This is a genomic window from Moraxella marmotae (assembly GCF_042219885.1).
Lineage (GTDB): Bacteria > Pseudomonadota > Gammaproteobacteria > Pseudomonadales > Moraxellaceae > Moraxella > Moraxella marmotae.
Map to the genome: position 1 here is coordinate 1 of NZ_JBHJHR010000005.1, position 16,546 is coordinate 16,546.

Below are 16,546 nucleotides of genomic sequence, written 5' to 3' on the forward strand. Positions count from 1 at the left end.
GCCACATCAAACGATGACAACTCACTGGTAATACGGCTCTCACCGCCACCCAAATCTTCCCAACGCACAGGCTTGGCAGATTGAGCATTCACAATACCCGCAGCGTCTTTAACTCGCCCCTCTTGGATAAAGTTTCGTTGGGTGATCATGTAGTTGTTTTTGGCGGTTTCATAGCCGTAGAACTGGGCAATGTTACCCACCAATAGCCAACGACCAAGTTTTGGGTCATAACCGTATAGCGGGCTACCACTGTCGCCTTTGGTGCCATAAGACACCAGCGGACCGCCGCCTGTTTCATTATCTTGGACATCGCCGATAACGGTTGTCACCATATCGCCTTTATTGCCCAAGAATTTAAGGGCCGTGCCGCCTGTGGCAAACAAATAAGCATTGTGGGTGATTTCAATATTGTTGCCATCTTGCACCCCCTGAGTGCCAGAACCAATGCGAGCAAAGGCAGTAAAGCGACCATTGGTCAAATCTTCGGCTTTAAAATCTTCTGGCAACTCCGCTGATTCAACTTCAATCACCATCTTATTTAGGCGTGGGGTGTTGTAATCGAGTGTTGAGTGGTCATGGCGGTTCACTAAGCGATAGCGGTACTTACCAAAACCATCGGCTTTATCACCAAAGGTTAAACCATTAAAATGATTATTGGAGTTGTGCTTAACACTGGCAACACGTTGGTAGTCAATCAGACCTGATAAGTATCTGGTGCTGTCCACCGCTGAAAAGTCAGGCATGGGAATGTCTTTGGGTAACGCAGTTCCTAAAAACTTGCCTGTTTTGTCATAGATTGGGATATTTACTGCCCCTGCTTGAAATTGGCCTTTATTCTCAGCAAAGTTTCTAAAGTAGTTATAATCAATATCACCACGAACCAGCGACGCGTCAGCACTGATGGTCATCAAAGCGGCAGCTAAAGCCGGCACTGCCCCGATAATGCGTCCTTTGCTGTTTGACTTGGCGATTTCTGAGCAGACAACCGACTGCCCACGAGAGTTGCGTTTGGTTTTAAAGATTTTGTTCATGTATTAAGGCCTCGAATATCAAGCAGCTGGCAAACTAAAAAGCTGCCGAACTATGGTTAATTTTCGAGCAGAATATAGCATTTTTGGTGGGTTATTGTCAATATATTATAACAGGTATTTATTATTTTTATTAATATATAATGGCAAGACAAAAAAAATAACAGCCAAGATTTTACTTGACTGTTATTGTATAGTTCTTTATAATACACCTAACCAATCAGGGTTGATTGGTTAGGTTAACGCTTACGACCTTGTAAGTGTAAGCCATAAACTTAGGAGAAAAACGATGAGCCTGTTTATCAAAGTAGCGCTAGTCATCGTTCTTGTGCTGGTAAGCTATCCAGCTTTCTAGTGCAAGAAACGCCTAAAGGTGCGGTAACACCCAAGGTGCGGCTAGGTGGAAACGCTTAGCCATTCTCCTAACCCTTATAATACCACTTCCTTATCAAAAATCAAGAAAAAATATGAAAAAAACATCACAAGCACAAATCAACGCCAGCCTAAACTACCAAAATAAGGCTTTAGAGCGAGTTTCGCAGCTGATCATCAGTCCACACGAGCAGGAGATTTTTGACGCATTGCAAGTCATTAAAGCCCATTACGGTGGCAATCGAGCCAAAGCCATCAAACAGGCGATATTGGCTCATGCTAAACATTTGTCAGAATAGCTGGTTGGTTTCACCGATAGAAAATCGCTATTTTCTGTTGATGTTGATGCATTACTGATAGAAATTGCCATTTTTCTATCGATGTGGCAATTTTTTTGTGCTGTTTTACGACAAATTACGATAACTTACGATTAATTGCGATTAATTACGATGAAATTGGCAAAAAAAAAAATAACAGCCAAGATTAACTTGACTGTTACCATGTAACTTTCTTTGCTAAAGCAGTAGTTCTCATCGCTCTGCTGTTGCTAAGCTATCCAGCTTGGTAATGGTAAAGACCTAAAGGTGCGGGAGCACCCATGGCTAGGTTAGGTGGAAACGCTTCCAGTTTTTATATTATCATTTCTATTCTAAAAATCAAGAAAAAATAATTAGACTGACAAAAATAACAGCCAAGTGGAATGCTTGACTGTTATTTTATGCTTCTTTATAATGCACCCAGCCAATCAGGGTTGATTGGTCAGGTTAACGCTTACGACCTTGTAAGTGTAAGCCATAAACTTAGGAGAAAAGCAATGAGTACTTTCCTGAAAGTCGCAATTGCCATTGCCTTGTTATTGCTAAGCTACCCAGCTTGGTAATACCAAACACCTAAAGGTACTCGCAATACCCAAGGTGCGGCTAGGTGGAAACGCTTAGCCATTCTCCTAACCCTTATAATACCACTTCCTTATCAAAAATCAAGAAAAAAAATCAAATAATCAGCTTTTTACCAATTTTCACCAACCAACTGCCAAGTTTTAGACACCGCCAATCTAATTAGACACCACCAATCTAAAACCATCTAAAACAACAAAGCCACCACTATCCAGTGATGGCTTTGTTTTTGTTTTACTTTTTGCTTTTACTTGTTTGACTTATTCAGCTTTGGTTTTAATTGGTTAGAAACCGAAGTTAAAACCTGCTGCCACACCAAACTTGCCTTGTGAATCAGCGGTGGAGGTTAGGCTGTACACTTGGCTTGGGGTTGGCGCGTATCTAAAACCCATCGCAAGGGCGGATTGGCCATCATAAGCCCCTGTTGCCATACCAAAGGTCATCTTGTTGCCTACCACTGGGTAGATTTGTGCTGCTGCCAGAGCTGATGCTGTGCCTGCTGACGCTTGTTTGCGGTTTTCTACCGTTTGGCGTTCTAGCTGGTCAATGCGATAGCTGTTATTGGCAATGTTGGCAGTGTTGGTATTTACTTGATTGACTACCGCTTGTACATTGCGATTGACTTGTAGCACATTGGCATTGATGGTTTGTAGGTGGACATCTTGTTCATCAAGGCGGGTTTTGGTGTCTTGACGTACTTTGTCCACTTTCTTATCTACTGCAACCACTTGGCTAACCACTTGCTGACGCACATTGTCGGTATAGCGGCGATCGGCTAGGCTCTTTTCTTCCAAGTCGTCTTTGGTTGCCGCTTTTTCAGCAAGGGCTTTGGCTTGCTCAGCGGTTTGCTTGCCAGTTTCTGCGGTGGTGCGTACTACGCCAAGGTCTGTTTTTAGGTGGGCGATGTCCACTTTGTTGGTGGTCACTTGCTGATTTTGCTCTTGGAACGAGTCTAATGCCAAGTTGGCCGCTGTCAGTGCTTGATCTGATTTGCCGTTAGCGGTGGTAGCAAACTCTAGGGCTTTTTGTGAGTTTTGATCGGCGATGGCCGCTGCTGAAATGCCCTGTTGTGCTTGTTTACTGCTCTCTAGTGCCAAGGCGTTGGCTTTTTCAGCGGTAGCATTGGCTTGCGCAGTCGCTGTTTGTAGCGTGCTGATTTTATTGGCTTGCTCATTGGCCAATTGGCTTGCACGGTTAGCAGTAGCGACAGCCGTATCAGCAGCGGTTTTACTCTCGGTGCTGGCAGTCAGTGCCGTATTTGCCAACGCTGTGCTTTGCTCGGCTGCGGTTTTGGCAGACTTGGCGGTGTCTAGGGCTTCTTGGCTCAATGCGGTGTTGTTATTGGCATTATTTACCGTATCCAGTGCTTTTTGGGCGATGGTTTTGGCAGATGCCACATCATTTGAGATGACAGTAACACGCCCCTCTAAGGCCTCAACCTTGGCACCTTGAGCGTTTACTTTATCCAGTGCATCAGTCGCAGCAGTTTGGGCAGCAGTCAAACGACCATCAACCGCTTCAAGCCCTGCCAGTGCTTTATCTGCTTTGGCGATGGCTGTTTGGCTTTGATCTTGCGTTGTTGCAAGGTTGTCCTGTACACGCTGCAAAGTCGTCGCTGTACTGGTGTGTTCGGCTTTTAGAGCGTCAATTTGTTGTTTGTTGCTGTCAATCTTAGTGCCTTGAGCGGTTACTTTATCGGTAACACCTGTCACACTGGCTTCAAGTGTACCCACACGCTGTGTGGCCGCATTCAAAGTTTGCTTGAAGTTATCCACAGCTGTGGTTGCTGTTTCAGACGCAGTGATGGCTTTGTCAGCAGCGGTTTTGGCAGCAGTCGCTGTTGTTGTGGCTGTTTCAGCGGCACTCGTTGCACGGTCAGCGGCAGTCTTAGCATTATTTGCTGTTGTGCTTGCAGTCGTTGCTGCTACTGTGGCTTGGTCAGCTGCTGTTTTGGCTGTGGTTGCCAATTGTGCAGCTTGGGCGACGCTGTTTTCTTGCGCAGTGACTTTATCAGCGACTGTGCGAATTTCACTTAAACCATCAGTTAGCTTAGTACCAAATTCATCAATTTTAGCAGTGCCTGCATTGATAGTGCGTTCAGCGTCAGTAACTTTGCTGGCGAATTGATCAACTTTAGCAACAGCAGCCGCAGCTTGACGACGGGTGGTTTCGTCTAGCGTACCCGTGGCGCGACCAGACTCTGCCAGTGCGTAAGCCTCTTCAGCACGGGCTTTGGCTTGGTTTGCCGTTTCTCTGCTCTCGTCTGCTTTAGCAGAGGCTTCAACGACTGAGCGTGCCAAGGCGTTGGTGTCTGCTTTGCCTTTGGCGATGCTGTCTTCTAGCTCGCTAACTGCATTTTTTAATCGGCTATCGACTTGCAGGGCAGTTGCTGTCGCATCTCCCGCTGCTTTTGTCGCATCTCCCGCTGCTTTTTTAGTTAGTTCTAGAGAAAAATCTAAATCTCTAAAATCCTTTTTAACTTTCGCCAGTTCGGTGGCGGCAGTAGTCGCAGCTTGCAAAGCACTATCGGCTGTATCCTTGGCTGCTTTCACAGCTTGGTTTGTGGTGTGTAACTGACCCCCTGTCACCGCATCTTTACTGCCTTGAGCGATGGTGCCATCTTTTAGACCTGTCAGCTGGCGGTTATTGATGTTTAGTAGCGTGTTTGAGTCATATTTCACCGCTGTGTTTTCTAAGGTGGTAACACGAGTTTCTAAACCGTCTGCTTTTTGGACAGCTGCGTCTGCCTTAACGGTGGCATCTTTGACCCCTTGTTGGTTTTTTTCAACCGATTTGGTTAGTGCAGTCACAACCCCTTGCAGTTGGGTTTGGTTGGTGTTCAGTGTGGTGATGGCAGTGTTATGGTTGTTTACCAAGCCCTCCAATGCAGCTGCCTTGGTAGTGGCTGTGTTAGCCGCAGCTTCAGCCGTGGTGGCTTTGTCCAGTGCCGTGGTGGCTGATACTAAAGATTGATCAGCTTTTGATTTGGCTTCGTTAGCGATTTGTAAGGCTTGGGCATTATCCGATGGTGCAACCAGTGTTTTTTTAAGATCGGCAATGTCTTTTTGGGCAGTGCTGATGGCTTGGCTGTGAGTAGTTACGGTGGTGTTTAGGGTTTGTACTTGACCAACCAACTGCCCCACTTTGGTGCTGGCGGTATTGGCGGTGTTTTCGATGGTTTGGGTTTTACGGGTTAAGTCTGACAAGTTGGTGCTTAGCGTGCCAACTGTGGTGCTTAGGGTATTCACCGTAGTTACTGCCGTTTGTGCTTTTTTATCGGCATTTTTTGCCAAAGCGTTGGCTTCGGTGGCCAGTGTATGAGCCGTGTTTGCCGTTGATTGGGCAGCACTGGCGGTTTTACTGCTGTCGGCAGAGGATTGTGCACTGGCAGTGGCTTGTTTTAAAGCTTCGGCAGATTGGTTTTCAGCGTTTTTGGCGATAACCACACCGATAGATAACAGCTCACGCACAGCGTCTAACTGACCACCATTGACCGCTTGTTTTGAATTGGGAGCAATGACCCCATCTTCAACAACAGTTGGTGCAGCAGTTGCTGTCATAGATGCTAGGCCTAGACCTGAAAAGGCAATGACAGCCATGCCTTTTTTCACGCCTTTGGCGATTTCTGAAGCCACAGACATAGTGCCGTTGGCGTTTTTAACAATCTTATAAGATCTATTCATAGGATAATTTCCTTTTTTATAAATAAACGATAAGAAACTGAACTAAACTGCTTATCGTACTCTGTTGATGAAAAAGTTTCAATGAAAACTTGATTTTTGTCTTGTTATGGGTTATATTTTACAACATATTTTATTTACCGTCAATAAAAATTATGAAAAATAAACCACATTTTAGATGCCATTACCAAATTATTTTACACTTACTGATACTCACAAAAAACAGTCAGCACTGCTTAAACAACGCCATGCAAAATAGCATAAAAACCACCCTATCTGAGCTGTGCCAAAAATGTGAAGTTGAGGTGATAGATATTGGCGCAACTTCCAATTATGCCAGTTTAACTTTTTCATTCTCCCCTGCGGCGAATGTCACAGAGTTTGTTCGGACGATAAAAACTGTTACAGGCAGATTGCTTCGTAAGGAATATGCCAAAGAATTGGCTAAGTTTTATGGAAACACGCCTGCAGTTTGGGCAAGGGGCTATTGTTTGGTTAGCAAAGAGGCTGATGTTGAAAATATCGTTGCTGGTTATTTAAATAACCGTTTTGATAATGCTTGATTTGGCTTGGTTGGACTCAAACCAGCTAACAAAAACCCAAGCAAATCTATCCAATTTTAACCAATAAAGGCAAATTTATGATACGCGGGCAACGCATACAGCTTAAACCCAACAACAAGCAGGCAACTCATCTCGCCAAAGCTTGTGGCGTTGCTCGCTTTGCCTACAATTGGGGCTTAGAGCAATGGCAAAAACAGTACCAGCAGGATAAAGAATATCGTGATGAATGTGCAAGACTTGGCGTTGAGATAGATAAAACCAAGCTAAACCGCCCAACAGAGGGTAAGTTGCGTAAACAGTTAAACGCCATCAAGCGTGATGAATTTCCGTTCATGATGGATATTAGCAAGTGCGTACCGCAAGAAGCAATAAGACAGCTTGGCACTGGTTTTGATCGTTTCTTTAAAGGGGATAGTAAATATCCGAAGTTTCGCAAGAAAGGCGTTGACGACAGATTTTCACTGACAAATGATCTTTTCACCATTGTAGAAGTGGATGGCAAGCCCTTTATCAAACTGCCACGCTTAGGCTTAGTGCGACTGTGCGAAAAGCTAAGATTTGCTGGTAAGATTTTAAATGGTAAGGTTTATAAACGAGCCGATAAATGGTTTGTCTCCATTGCTGTGGAATTGGCAGAACCGATTTTGCCTTTACCTAAGACCGATAAGGCTGTGGGTATTGATATGGGCATTACTGATTTTGCCACCTTATCTGATGGCAGCAAAATCCAAGCACCCAAACCTTATAAAGTCGCCCAACGGCGATTAAAACGCGCTCAACGAGCATTGTCTCGTAAGCAAAAAGGTAGTAACAACCGTGCTAAAGCGAGAACCAAGCTGGCACGACTGCACTTGAAAGTCGGTAATATCAGACTTGACTTTTTGCATAAGCTGACGACAAAGTTGGTAAAAACCCACGATGTGATATGTCTTGAAGACTTAAATGTCAAAGGCATGGTTAAAAACCATAAACTGGCAGGTTCTATCGCAGATTTAGGCTTTTACGAGTTCAAACGGCAGCTGATATACAAAGCAGAACAATGGGGAAAACAAGTTAAGTTTGTTGACAGGTTTTTCCCGAGTTCTAAGACTTGTAGCTGTTGTGGTGAAAAATACGACAATGACAAACAAGGCAAGAAATGGGGGCTGCATATCCGTGACTGGCAATGCGTGCATTGTGGTACGCACCATGACCGTGATATTAATGCAGCGATTAATATTTTAAACTTTGCAACCTAATTGCATGGCGGTGAGTTCCACCGCGTCAGCCTATGGAGTTTGTGTAAGACCAGCGGCAATTGCCAATGGCTACGAACTGTGAAGTAGGAAGAAAGCACCGAATTTATCTTTGGATAGGTTTGGGTAGTTTTTTGGAACAGATTGTGGAATCTGGTTTGCAATCTTGAGATTAGCAATGTTTTACATTTACTTTGAGTAGGTTTAGGTAGGTTTTTTGGAACAACGTGATAAGTGAAAGGTGGTAAAATGGCAACCAATCTAAAACTCAATAAAGCAATTAAAGCTAAAAATGACGAGTTTTATACAAGAAAAATAGATATTGAATCAGAAATACAAGCATATTTGGATTTTGACAGAGAACTTTTCAAAAATAAGTCTGTCCTTTGCCCTTGTGATGACCCTAGTTGGAGTAATTTTACAGCTTATTTCATTAAAAACTTTGAAAAACTAGGCTTGAAAGAACTTGTTAGCACCTGTTATAGCAAAGACGGTAAGGGTAAGATTTTACGGAAAACCAGACATAGCGAAGAACTTGCCTTATTGAATGGTGATGGTGATTTTAATAGTAATGAGCTGATTCAGCTTCGAGATCAGACTGACTACATTATCACAAACCCACCATTCTCATTGTTCCGTAATTTTATGGCTTGGATTTTTGCTGGCAAAACCAAGTTTGCCGTTATCTGTAATAAAAACTGTGTAACTTTTAAAGAAATTTTCCCAAAAATCAAGGAAAATGAAATATGGTCAGGTTTTCGCCCTTGGTCTGGAGGTATGTGGTTTGAAACAGCCAATGAAAGCGATGTTGACAGAGTAGAAAATGGTGTTAATCTGAAAAATGTATCCGCCATTTGGCTCACCAATATCGAACACAACCGAAGATATAAACCGATACCTTTATCGAGTATGAAAGAAAACCTGCTCAAATACCCTAAGTTACAAAATAAGCAGGCTTATATTCAATACGACAATTACAAGGCTATTGAAATCCCTGAAACCAAAGCAATTCCCAGTGACTATAATGGTGTGATGGGTGTGCCTATTAGCTTTTTGGATAAGTTTAACCCCAATCAATTTGAACTTCTTGGGACTACTGAGAGTGAGGGCAAGGGTTTTTCTTACGGGCTTTGGCATAAAGACAGTGGTGTTGCACAAGCCTGTGTTAATAAACAGAGAGTTTATAAGCGAGTTTTTATTAAAACAAAGGAACAAAATGGCTAATAGAAACTTAGAAATTTCCGACATTGTTCAGTTTGAACTCACTCGTGATGATTTGGCTATTTGCATTGAGAATGCCAAAAACATCATGGCAACTATCATTGATAGAAAAGACTTGCATGACCGAGATGACTTGGAACGATTTAATAATTTGTTAATGGGCGAAGTTTCGGAAATGATGGTTCTGAGATGGTTCCATAGCAATGGCAAATATGCTGTTTCGGCAGTAGATAAAAAGTCTGGTCAAGCTGACTTAGGTCATGATTTACAGCTTAGGCACAAAGATGGCCACTATATTTATTGCTCAATTAAATCATCTTTATCAGCACTAAAAGATTTGCAATATATTGTTAATAATTTCAAGCTGGCTACAAAGCGAAGCGAGCTAAAAGAAATCAATATTCAAGTTTACTTTTGGTTGGTTATTCAACCTACTAGCAATGCGATAAACAGAACCACTGTTTTAAGTTTGCGTAATTCGGCAATAATTGGTTGGTTTGGATCGAAAGATTTGAACAGTTTTGAAAGCTATGCAACAGAAAATCGAGAAGTTCCAACAAAACCTTTAAAAGAAGCTCGTAGCATGGAAAGTTTGTTGCCTTTTTTGTCCTAGTTGCACCGAACAACTGGCGAACCGAAGAATATCAAAAAGCTAACGCCCTATCGGTAAAGGCTCAAGGCGATATTTGCTTGTCCTTGCTTTTCTTTTGCTATCCTTTTCTTCATAGATAGCATTCTGCCACATAGGCAGCTTAGAATATGATCACGCGCCATCAATCGCCCTACCACACAGGTAGATTTGTAAAAATGTGATATTGTCGCTCATTTTCAAAAGGAAAACCCTATGCTGAACCAAAGTAAAATCGACAAACATATCGACAACCTAGCCTTTCATCTCGAGCTGGAAGACAGCCAAACAAACTTTGACACCAAAAACCCGTTTGCTGTTGAGCAGTTTTTACAACAGCTCAAAGAAGAGTACGCTTTCGAAGTTCAAAATATCAAGACTATCCGCAACGCCTACAACAAGGTACAAAAGTTGGTGCAAGAGCACCGCAGCCAACCTGACCTGCTTGGCACTGACGAAATAAAAGCTGTCTTTATCAAGCTAAAAGCTCGCAAACTGCACCCTATCGGCGGCTTTGACAAGATGGGGCGATTTTTCTTGAAAGATTGGGAATTGGTGAACGCTCGTCCACCATCTAAAAAATACCCCTATTCGCAAATGACCGCCAGCAGAACTTCGGCGTTTGTCAAAGAAATTGCCAAAAAATACAAACCAAGAACGCAGGAAGACTTGGAAAAACACTTTTTGGTGAATGATGCTGTTTTGACTGCAAAATATAAGGATTAGCATTATGAAAACCACCCGATATTCTGCAGATTTCAAAGATTTCTTGGTTTGGTTTTGTCTTATATCGTTTACTGTACTTTTTATTGGTGGCATGGCTTTTGACGTTTACGCCACAGAAAAAAGTTTTGAGCCACTACCAATTGGCGTAGCGCAAGAAAAAACAACTGCTTTTTACCAAAACAAGAAGCATGCTAGATTTTTGAATGCACAAATTTTGCAAGCAGCCAACCAAGGTGATTTTTCAGTGGAAGTTCAACAAGAACCTTACTCAAGCTGGTGCACGACTCAAGGCGGACTGGCAAAGCAGGTGCAACCTTTGCTCGCTGGCTTTGAAAAAGCAGGCTATCAGGTTGCTTGCGTTGTTGATGGTGAGCAAAAAGTCACTTTAAAGATTAGTTGGAATTAATAGGAATTTGGTATGTCTCAGAAAAGCTTTGCACCCTCTCTGCTACCTCTGTTGGGCGTTTTGTTGGCTACTGCAATTATTCATATTTCATATCGCGATATGCCCGAAAAACTGGCCGCAGAAGTTTGGAAATGTCGTCCTGTTCTCCAACGATATCCTCAAACTGAGCAAGGAAAGAAGTTTCAAGAATCGTTTGTTGAGGCCACAAACGGCTCAAAACAGCAAGCTATTTGTAATGAGCCGAAAGCACATTGTAGTTGGAAGTGATTGTTTTATAAGGATCGACCCGATGAAAGATTTCCACCTTATTATAATTTTGAGCTTGCTTTCCGTTTCGATGGCACTGTGGAATATTGCCGACAAAAAACCAAGCCAAGACGAAGTAGTTGCCGCCAAAGTCCAAGTCATTCAAGCAGCTGAAAATAGCAACTCAAGCGAGGTGCAAGCAGCTGCTAAACAAGCCAAAATGGAATTGCAGAAAATCCAGCAAGAAAAGCAATACAAGCAGGAAAATAAAAATAAAGACATTAAGGTTGGCTTTTTTGTTTTTGGTGCGTTGGTGCTGGTTTTGGTGCCATTGATTCACAGTTGGCATACTGGCAGACAGCGACGCTTTTAAAGATTATTTGGAATTAGCAGGAAAAATTTGATTTGCCACAGTGACCCAAAATGAAACCAAGTAAAAAACAAGTCAAAAAAGCAGGCGAGACATTGGCAGCTGATCCGAAAGACAGCACCGCAATGGAAGTGCTATCGCAGTGGCGCAGCTTGCACGCCTACCCAATTAATGCTTTTCAGCCACTGATTCGCAAGCACATCAGCAAACTTGGCTTGAAAGAAACGACTGTTGCCCAACGCCTCAAACGCACGCCATCAATCATTAAAAAAATCCAACGATTTGATGGCATGAACTTGGCAAGAATGCAAGACATTGGCGGGCTTCGGGTCATCGTTAAAACCATAGATGATGTTTATCGACTGCACAACAGTCTAATATCTGGCAAACATCAGCACAAGCCACTTTTGCCACCAAAAGATTACATTAAGCAGCCCAAAGCCGATGGCTACCGTAGTTTGCACCAAGTTTTCAAATACAGTGCCACCACGCACAGTGAGTCAGACGAGCTAAATATTGAACTGCAAATTCGCACGCAGTTGCAGCACTATTGGGCTACTGCCGTGGAAATCTTAGGTTTAATTGAAAATGCATCAATCAAAACTGGCGGTGGCAGTGATGAACATAAACGCTTTTTTAAGCTTGCCAGCGTGCTGTTTGCTAAGCAAGAATGCACCGTCATTGACGATGATTTTACCGATGTGCCAACCGAAACCATCATTCAAGAAATTAAAACAATAGAACAAAAATTGCAAGTTTTTCAAAAGCTGCAAAGTTGGGTTGTTTCTTCTAAGCACATCACCAGCACCAAAACCACTGGCGAGAACTATTATTTAATGCAGCTCGACACTGTCAATAAAACCCTAAGCTTGACGCCATTTAGCAAGATGCAAGCTGATCAAGCCGAAAACATCTACAAGCTGTTGGAAATTCAAAACGTTGATCGGCCACATATTGAATTGGTTTTGATTTCAACCAAAGACCTTAAGGAAATCAAAAAAGCTTACCCAAACTATTTCTTGGATAGCCATAAATTTATTAAACATTTAAAGCAACTTTTGTAAATTAAGTGAATTAATCATGACATTAGAAGTTTTTAGCACCTATAAAAACGGCTTTAGCTTTTGTTGCAATGCCGAAAGCCTAGCCATCAAAGAACCATTACCGCTGGTTGTTAGTGATGATACAGGCGATCTTTGCACGGTTTATTTGGACCTAAAAAACAGCAAATATCTGCGGTGGGCAGAAGTTTTTTCAGAAACCTTTGCCGAAGATGAAAAATTTCGCCAAAGAATTATCAAGCGCTGTAACAAAAGCAAAGTGGTGCATACCAAAATCTACCTACCCGCCACCGATGATGAAAAATACGAAAGGGCCTGCAAGCTAGAAGAAGACATTGAGCGGCTGATTGATCTTGGTGATAATGCCAGATTTTCAGATTATGCCAATCTAAGATCGGGTCATGATGAGTTTTCTAAAATGAAAACTGTGGAAGAATTGGAATGGCATATCGACAGCCTGCCCTGCTTTGTTTCTTTGCTCAAAGATGAATTTGAAGACGAAAAAGACATTGTCAAGGTTTTGCGTTGGTTGGCTCGTGGTCTGCCCGAAGATATGGCAATTTCCAAAGTAAGAATTGATAACATGGCCGCTGATTATGCCAGAAATCGCTATAAAGAGCTGGAAGAATCTCGCAAGAATAAGCCAGTAGAAAGCCATGATCCTAATGATTGGGCTTTGCCTTGGTGAGTTTGGTAAGTCGGCACTTGCCATATCAAATATGCTATAATGGTAAAAACAACCTAAACAGGAGTTTTTATGCCAAAAAATAACATGCAACTTATTTACAAAAAACTCATCGCTTTAGGTTTTAGCAAAAACCAAATCAAAAAACAGCTACCAGACTGGTGGTGCGATGAGATTGCCACCACGCCTGCTGGTTTGCAACAAGCCGAGCTAATTACTGCTCGCACTTTTGGCTTGGAATTTTCAAGTTTGCACGACAGTCTTCAAGATGACAGTTTGCCCAAGTTTCGCGTAAGCCAGCACCAATTCAAGCACAGCAAAAACTTGCAAAAAGACAGGTTACAACCTGCTGTCGCAACAGCGATGTTTGCAGCTGATATTACCTTATCGGCTTTTGACCAACCTGTCGGCAATCTACCTAAAACAGCCATGCAAGTTCGACAAACAGTATTGACAAACCATCAATGGGTGGATTTTTATGCCTTGGCGGATTTTTGTTGGTCTGTTGGTATTCCTGTTATTCATCTGGCAAATCTGCCAACGCCCAAGATGGACGGCTTGGCGTTTATTAAGCAAAATCGCCCTGTCATCGTGCTAACCAAAAAGAACAAGCATGGTGCATTGGTTTTTGACTTGGCACATGAGCTTGGTCACATCTTGCTTGGCCATGTTCAAGAAAAACAAATCATTTTAGATAAAAAGATTGATAAAACTGATGACAGCGACTTGGAACAGCAAGCTGATGCTTTCGCTTTAGAATTGCTGACAGGCGATCCAAAGGCACAATTTGCCACCAGTAAATCCTACTCACCACAAGGTTTGGCGCAAGCAATGATTGCCAAAGGCCTAGAAATGCAAATTGATCCTTTGCATATGGTGCTTAACTATGCCTACGTCAATCAAAAATTTGCTTTGGCACAAACTGCTCTAAAAATTATGACCAAAAAATTGGTCAATCAACAAACAGACCAGCAGATCGCTCAATCGTTATATCTGCATTACGTGGATATGCAAAGCATTGACGATGACGAAATTGTTAAATATTTGATCGGCGTTGAATAATGATATTGATTTGTGACAACGATATTGTGATCAAATTGGTTGGCTGCGAACTGTTTGATCATATGCTGATGATGCTATCTGCCACAAGAAAAGACATTTTGATTACGCCAACAGCTCGGTTTTCAATCCAAAAATATGCCAAAAAACAAATCACCAATGAAACAGTGCGTGATTCGTTGGTTGCTTTGGTTAATGGCCTTGCCACCGTGTCAGACCAAGACCACCAACAGCTTGCTCACCTATCCAGTTTTGATGGCTTAGATGGTGGCGAAAACCAGTTGATTTTAGCAGCTGTCAATATGCCACATTCTACTTTCTTAACAGGTGATAAGCGCTGTCTTTCTGCTTTGGTTGATAATAGCGATGACAAGCAGATTAGCACTATCACCAAACAACTGGCAAATCGCATTTACTGTTTTGAACATATCTTATTGCAGCTGATTGATTGTTTTGGCTTTGATGTGGTGAAGAACAAGGTTTTGAACAGGTGCGTCAAAGATGGCATGCTGGATATTGTTTTTCGTGTTGGTAAGACCGAGAACGATGTCAAAGATGGTTTGTGGTCTTTTGGCCAGTTATCCAAGTTTTCACCACTATTGGCACAGCCAAACAAGCCAGCCAAAGCACACGCAGTCTTAACGACATTGATGGCAAACTACTCACAAGAACAACTGCAAGCACTGGCTGATATTGAAATTTAATGGCTTACCACAACAAATGCAACTTGCCATTGAAACTTTTGCCATATATTGTAAAAGTTTAAAGTATGGTTGAAACTTTTTCTCGGCTGCAAACAAGCTTATGGCGCAGCGACAGCAAAACATGGGCTAACGCCCTGCCAGTAAGGGCTTAAGGTGACGTTTTGCGTCTGCTTCGCTTTTTTACACTATCCTATTCCTACCACTACCAATCGGAGGAATAGATATGAACCTAACCAACATTCAAATAGATGAAACTGGCATCGTCTGCTACCACAATGGCGATAAGCTGTTTTTGGAACTACCAGATATGCCAAACAGCCAGCATTTCATCAACCACGAACCACTAAAAGATGTCACCTATATCAAGCAACTGCAAGCACAGCTTGATGAGTATTTTGGCAACGGTGATAAAGTGCTGGCTCGCTTGTGCTATGCTGGTGGTAAAACCTACCACAGCTACGAAGAAAGTAACGGCATTTTTACCACCGACAATGGCGATACTTTCATTGAGGGCTCTGCCAGCGATTACTACAATGTGCTTTACTTCCAGCCATTTGATAACATTGATGAGCTTGACGAGAAGTCAATGTAAATCTAAGTAAAGATGGTTGCCAGCTCACCTGCTTTTTCATACAATATCTACATCAAAGATTAAATATCTTTGTAGGAATTGTTTAATAACAAGCAGGAGCAAAAAAAATGAAATTAGCCATCAAAATCGCACTGGCAATCATCACAGTTGTCATCGAACATTACCTTGATGAATAGGTAAAAATGGTAAATTCTGCCCATATTGGCAAAGATGTGGGCAGAAAATTAAAAAAAATCACCCACATTGGAAGCAAAAAATGCCAAAAGTTTACCAAGCAATGGACGTCGCCAATTACATCGTGGTCAAAGCCGCCGAGCGACACAATCCAGTTACCAGCCTAACACTACAAAAATTGCTCTACTATGTTGTAGCAAAATATGTCAAACTGTTCAATGCCAAGTTGATTGATGAAGATATTGTCAAATGGCAATATGGACCTGTGGTCAAATCGGTTTATGGTTACTTTAAAATCTACTGGGAGCCAATCAGTGAACCTGTGGCTTACTTAACATCAAGAGGCATCGGCAATATCCGATTTGCTGATGTTGATGATATTGTCTTTCAAATGAGACAAGATGCTAAGCTTACCAAGGTGGTAAAACAAGTCCTTGATGAATTAGGTTCGTTTTCTAATAATGAGCTATCTAAACGGACGCAACAAGAAGCTGCGTGGGCAGATAACGAGTTTTTGATTTTGTATGGCCCTGAACAAAGCTATTCAATATCAGAACTGCGAGCCGCTAACATATAGCTTGTGGTAAAGCCGGGCATGTATGGCTAACGCCCTATTCATAAAGGCTTCGGACAATATTTTGTTTCTTGTCCCTTCTTATGCCTATAATAAACCCATCAAATCAATCAACAAGGAATTGACTATGCTACCTACATATTCAGCAATCGAATTAAATTTTTGGCTGAGCGAAGATTGCACACAAGCCATTACAGTGCCAAAATGCCAAATGCTCTACAAAGCCGACAATCGATTTTTGATGTTGGTGACAAATCAGATCTTTGCTGATGGCGAAAAATGGTATAATAATGCTTTTGCAGATGTCATTGAAAAATACGATGCAG

General features: G+C 42.2%; 18 protein-coding genes. 16 read left to right on the forward strand and 2 right to left on the reverse strand.

The genetic code is table 11. The features are described 5' to 3' along the window. A partial coding sequence (locus tag ACFBZI_RS12005) for a S6 family peptidase (RefSeq protein WP_375716544.1) occupies positions 1–1,031 on the reverse strand: 1,031 nt, incomplete at its 3' end. A gap of 464 nt (positions 1,032–1,495) precedes the next feature. Between ACFBZI_RS12005 and ACFBZI_RS12010 the strand changes: the two genes are divergently transcribed. After that, positions 1,496–1,699, forward strand: a complete 204-nt coding sequence (locus tag ACFBZI_RS12010; RefSeq protein ID WP_375716409.1) for a hypothetical protein — start codon at positions 1,496–1,498, stop codon at positions 1,697–1,699. 881 nt (positions 1,700–2,580) lie between these two features. Here ACFBZI_RS12010 and ACFBZI_RS12015 read toward each other — a convergent pair. Beyond that, complete coding sequence (locus ACFBZI_RS12015; protein ID WP_375716408.1) at positions 2,581–5,979, reverse strand: YadA-like family protein; 3,399 nt, start codon at positions 5,977–5,979, stop codon at positions 2,581–2,583. A 152-nt stretch (positions 5,980–6,131) separates the two neighbouring features. Here ACFBZI_RS12015 and tnpA point away from each other — a divergent pair, with 152 nt between their 5' ends. The 15 genes from tnpA to ACFBZI_RS12090 all read left to right on the forward strand — a co-directional run. Beyond that, the gene (gene tnpA, locus ACFBZI_RS12020; RefSeq protein ID WP_375716407.1) at positions 6,132–6,539 is read left to right on the forward strand and encodes an IS200/IS605 family transposase; all 408 of its coding nucleotides are present in this window, start codon (positions 6,132–6,134) and stop codon (positions 6,537–6,539) included. A gap of 77 nt (positions 6,540–6,616) precedes the next feature. After that, positions 6,617–7,777, forward strand: coding sequence for an RNA-guided endonuclease InsQ/TnpB family protein (locus ACFBZI_RS12025; RefSeq protein WP_375716406.1), 1,161 nt, complete (start codon positions 6,617–6,619; stop codon positions 7,775–7,777). Positions 7,778–8,023: 246 nt separating this feature from the next. Further along, on the forward strand, positions 8,024–8,998 hold the full coding sequence (locus tag ACFBZI_RS12030; protein ID WP_375716405.1) for an adenine-specific methyltransferase EcoRI family protein: 975 nt from the start codon (positions 8,024–8,026) through the stop codon (positions 8,996–8,998). After that, a complete protein-coding gene (locus ACFBZI_RS12035; protein WP_375716404.1) occupies positions 8,991–9,608 on the forward strand; it encodes a hypothetical protein in 618 nt (205 codons plus the stop codon). The genes ACFBZI_RS12030 and ACFBZI_RS12035 overlap by 8 nt, the downstream gene beginning before the upstream one ends. Before the next feature lie 231 nt (positions 9,609–9,839). Next, entirely contained in the window at positions 9,840–10,349 is a 510-nt protein-coding gene (locus tag ACFBZI_RS12040) for a hypothetical protein (protein WP_375716403.1), read from the forward strand. A gap of 4 nt (positions 10,350–10,353) precedes the next feature. Further along, positions 10,354–10,755: a hypothetical protein gene (locus ACFBZI_RS12045; protein ID WP_375716402.1), complete on the forward strand. Its 402-nt coding sequence runs from the start codon at positions 10,354–10,356 to the stop codon at positions 10,753–10,755. A gap of 12 nt (positions 10,756–10,767) precedes the next feature. After that, entirely contained in the window at positions 10,768–11,022 is a 255-nt protein-coding gene (locus tag ACFBZI_RS12050) for a hypothetical protein (RefSeq protein ID WP_375716401.1), read from the forward strand. A gap of 22 nt (positions 11,023–11,044) precedes the next feature. Beyond that, complete coding sequence (locus ACFBZI_RS12055) at positions 11,045–11,374, forward strand: hypothetical protein (protein ID WP_375716400.1); 330 nt, start codon at positions 11,045–11,047, stop codon at positions 11,372–11,374. Positions 11,375–11,424: 50 nt separating this feature from the next. Continuing rightward, on the forward strand, positions 11,425–12,435 hold the full coding sequence (locus ACFBZI_RS12060) for a RelA/SpoT domain-containing protein (RefSeq protein ID WP_375716399.1): 1,011 nt from the start codon (positions 11,425–11,427) through the stop codon (positions 12,433–12,435). 16 nt (positions 12,436–12,451) lie between these two features. After that, positions 12,452–13,120, forward strand: coding sequence for a hypothetical protein (locus ACFBZI_RS12065; protein ID WP_375716398.1), 669 nt, complete (start codon positions 12,452–12,454; stop codon positions 13,118–13,120). Positions 13,121–13,189: 69 nt separating this feature from the next. Then, positions 13,190–14,179: an ImmA/IrrE family metallo-endopeptidase gene (locus ACFBZI_RS12070; RefSeq protein ID WP_375716397.1), complete on the forward strand. Its 990-nt coding sequence runs from the start codon at positions 13,190–13,192 to the stop codon at positions 14,177–14,179. Continuing rightward, positions 14,179–14,880, forward strand: coding sequence for a hypothetical protein (locus ACFBZI_RS12075; protein WP_375716396.1), 702 nt, complete (start codon positions 14,179–14,181; stop codon positions 14,878–14,880). Before ACFBZI_RS12070 ends, ACFBZI_RS12075 begins: the two co-directional genes overlap by 1 nt. A 223-nt stretch (positions 14,881–15,103) precedes the next feature. Further along, positions 15,104–15,472, forward strand: coding sequence for a hypothetical protein (locus tag ACFBZI_RS12080; RefSeq protein ID WP_375716395.1), 369 nt, complete (start codon positions 15,104–15,106; stop codon positions 15,470–15,472). Positions 15,473–15,728: 256 nt separating this feature from the next. Then, positions 15,729–16,223, forward strand: coding sequence for a Panacea domain-containing protein (locus tag ACFBZI_RS12085; protein ID WP_375716394.1), 495 nt, complete (start codon positions 15,729–15,731; stop codon positions 16,221–16,223). A gap of 22 nt (positions 16,224–16,245) precedes the next feature. Continuing rightward, positions 16,246–16,546, forward strand: a 301-nt coding sequence (locus ACFBZI_RS12090) for a hypothetical protein (RefSeq protein WP_375716545.1), incomplete at its 3' end; no start/stop codon positions are given.

Coding starts and splice junctions, on each gene's coding strand:
- ACFBZI_RS12080 (WP_375716395.1), top strand. CDS start 15,104: ATGAACCTAACCAACATTCAAATAGATGAAACTGGCATCGTCTGCTAC.
- ACFBZI_RS12070 (WP_375716397.1), top strand. CDS start 13,190: ATGCCAAAAAATAACATGCAACTTATTTACAAAAAACTCATCGCTTTA.
- ACFBZI_RS12025 (WP_375716406.1), top strand. CDS start 6,617: ATGATACGCGGGCAACGCATACAGCTTAAACCCAACAACAAGCAGGCA.
- ACFBZI_RS12050 (WP_375716401.1), top strand. CDS start 10,768: ATGTCTCAGAAAAGCTTTGCACCCTCTCTGCTACCTCTGTTGGGCGTT.
- ACFBZI_RS12010 (WP_375716409.1), top strand. CDS start 1,496: ATGAAAAAAACATCACAAGCACAAATCAACGCCAGCCTAAACTACCAA.
- ACFBZI_RS12075 (WP_375716396.1), top strand. CDS start 14,179: ATGATATTGATTTGTGACAACGATATTGTGATCAAATTGGTTGGCTGC.
- tnpA (WP_375716407.1), top strand. CDS start 6,132: ATGAAAAATAAACCACATTTTAGATGCCATTACCAAATTATTTTACAC.
- ACFBZI_RS12065 (WP_375716398.1), top strand. CDS start 12,452: ATGACATTAGAAGTTTTTAGCACCTATAAAAACGGCTTTAGCTTTTGT.
- ACFBZI_RS12035 (WP_375716404.1), top strand. CDS start 8,991: ATGGCTAATAGAAACTTAGAAATTTCCGACATTGTTCAGTTTGAACTC.
- ACFBZI_RS12045 (WP_375716402.1), top strand. CDS start 10,354: ATGAAAACCACCCGATATTCTGCAGATTTCAAAGATTTCTTGGTTTGG.
- ACFBZI_RS12055 (WP_375716400.1), top strand. CDS start 11,045: ATGAAAGATTTCCACCTTATTATAATTTTGAGCTTGCTTTCCGTTTCG.
- ACFBZI_RS12030 (WP_375716405.1), top strand. CDS start 8,024: ATGGCAACCAATCTAAAACTCAATAAAGCAATTAAAGCTAAAAATGAC.
- ACFBZI_RS12060 (WP_375716399.1), top strand. CDS start 11,425: ATGAAACCAAGTAAAAAACAAGTCAAAAAAGCAGGCGAGACATTGGCA.
- ACFBZI_RS12015 (WP_375716408.1), bottom strand. CDS start 5,979: ATGAATAGATCTTATAAGATTGTTAAAAACGCCAACGGCACTATGTCT.
- ACFBZI_RS12085 (WP_375716394.1), top strand. CDS start 15,729: ATGCCAAAAGTTTACCAAGCAATGGACGTCGCCAATTACATCGTGGTC.
- ACFBZI_RS12040 (WP_375716403.1), top strand. CDS start 9,840: ATGCTGAACCAAAGTAAAATCGACAAACATATCGACAACCTAGCCTTT.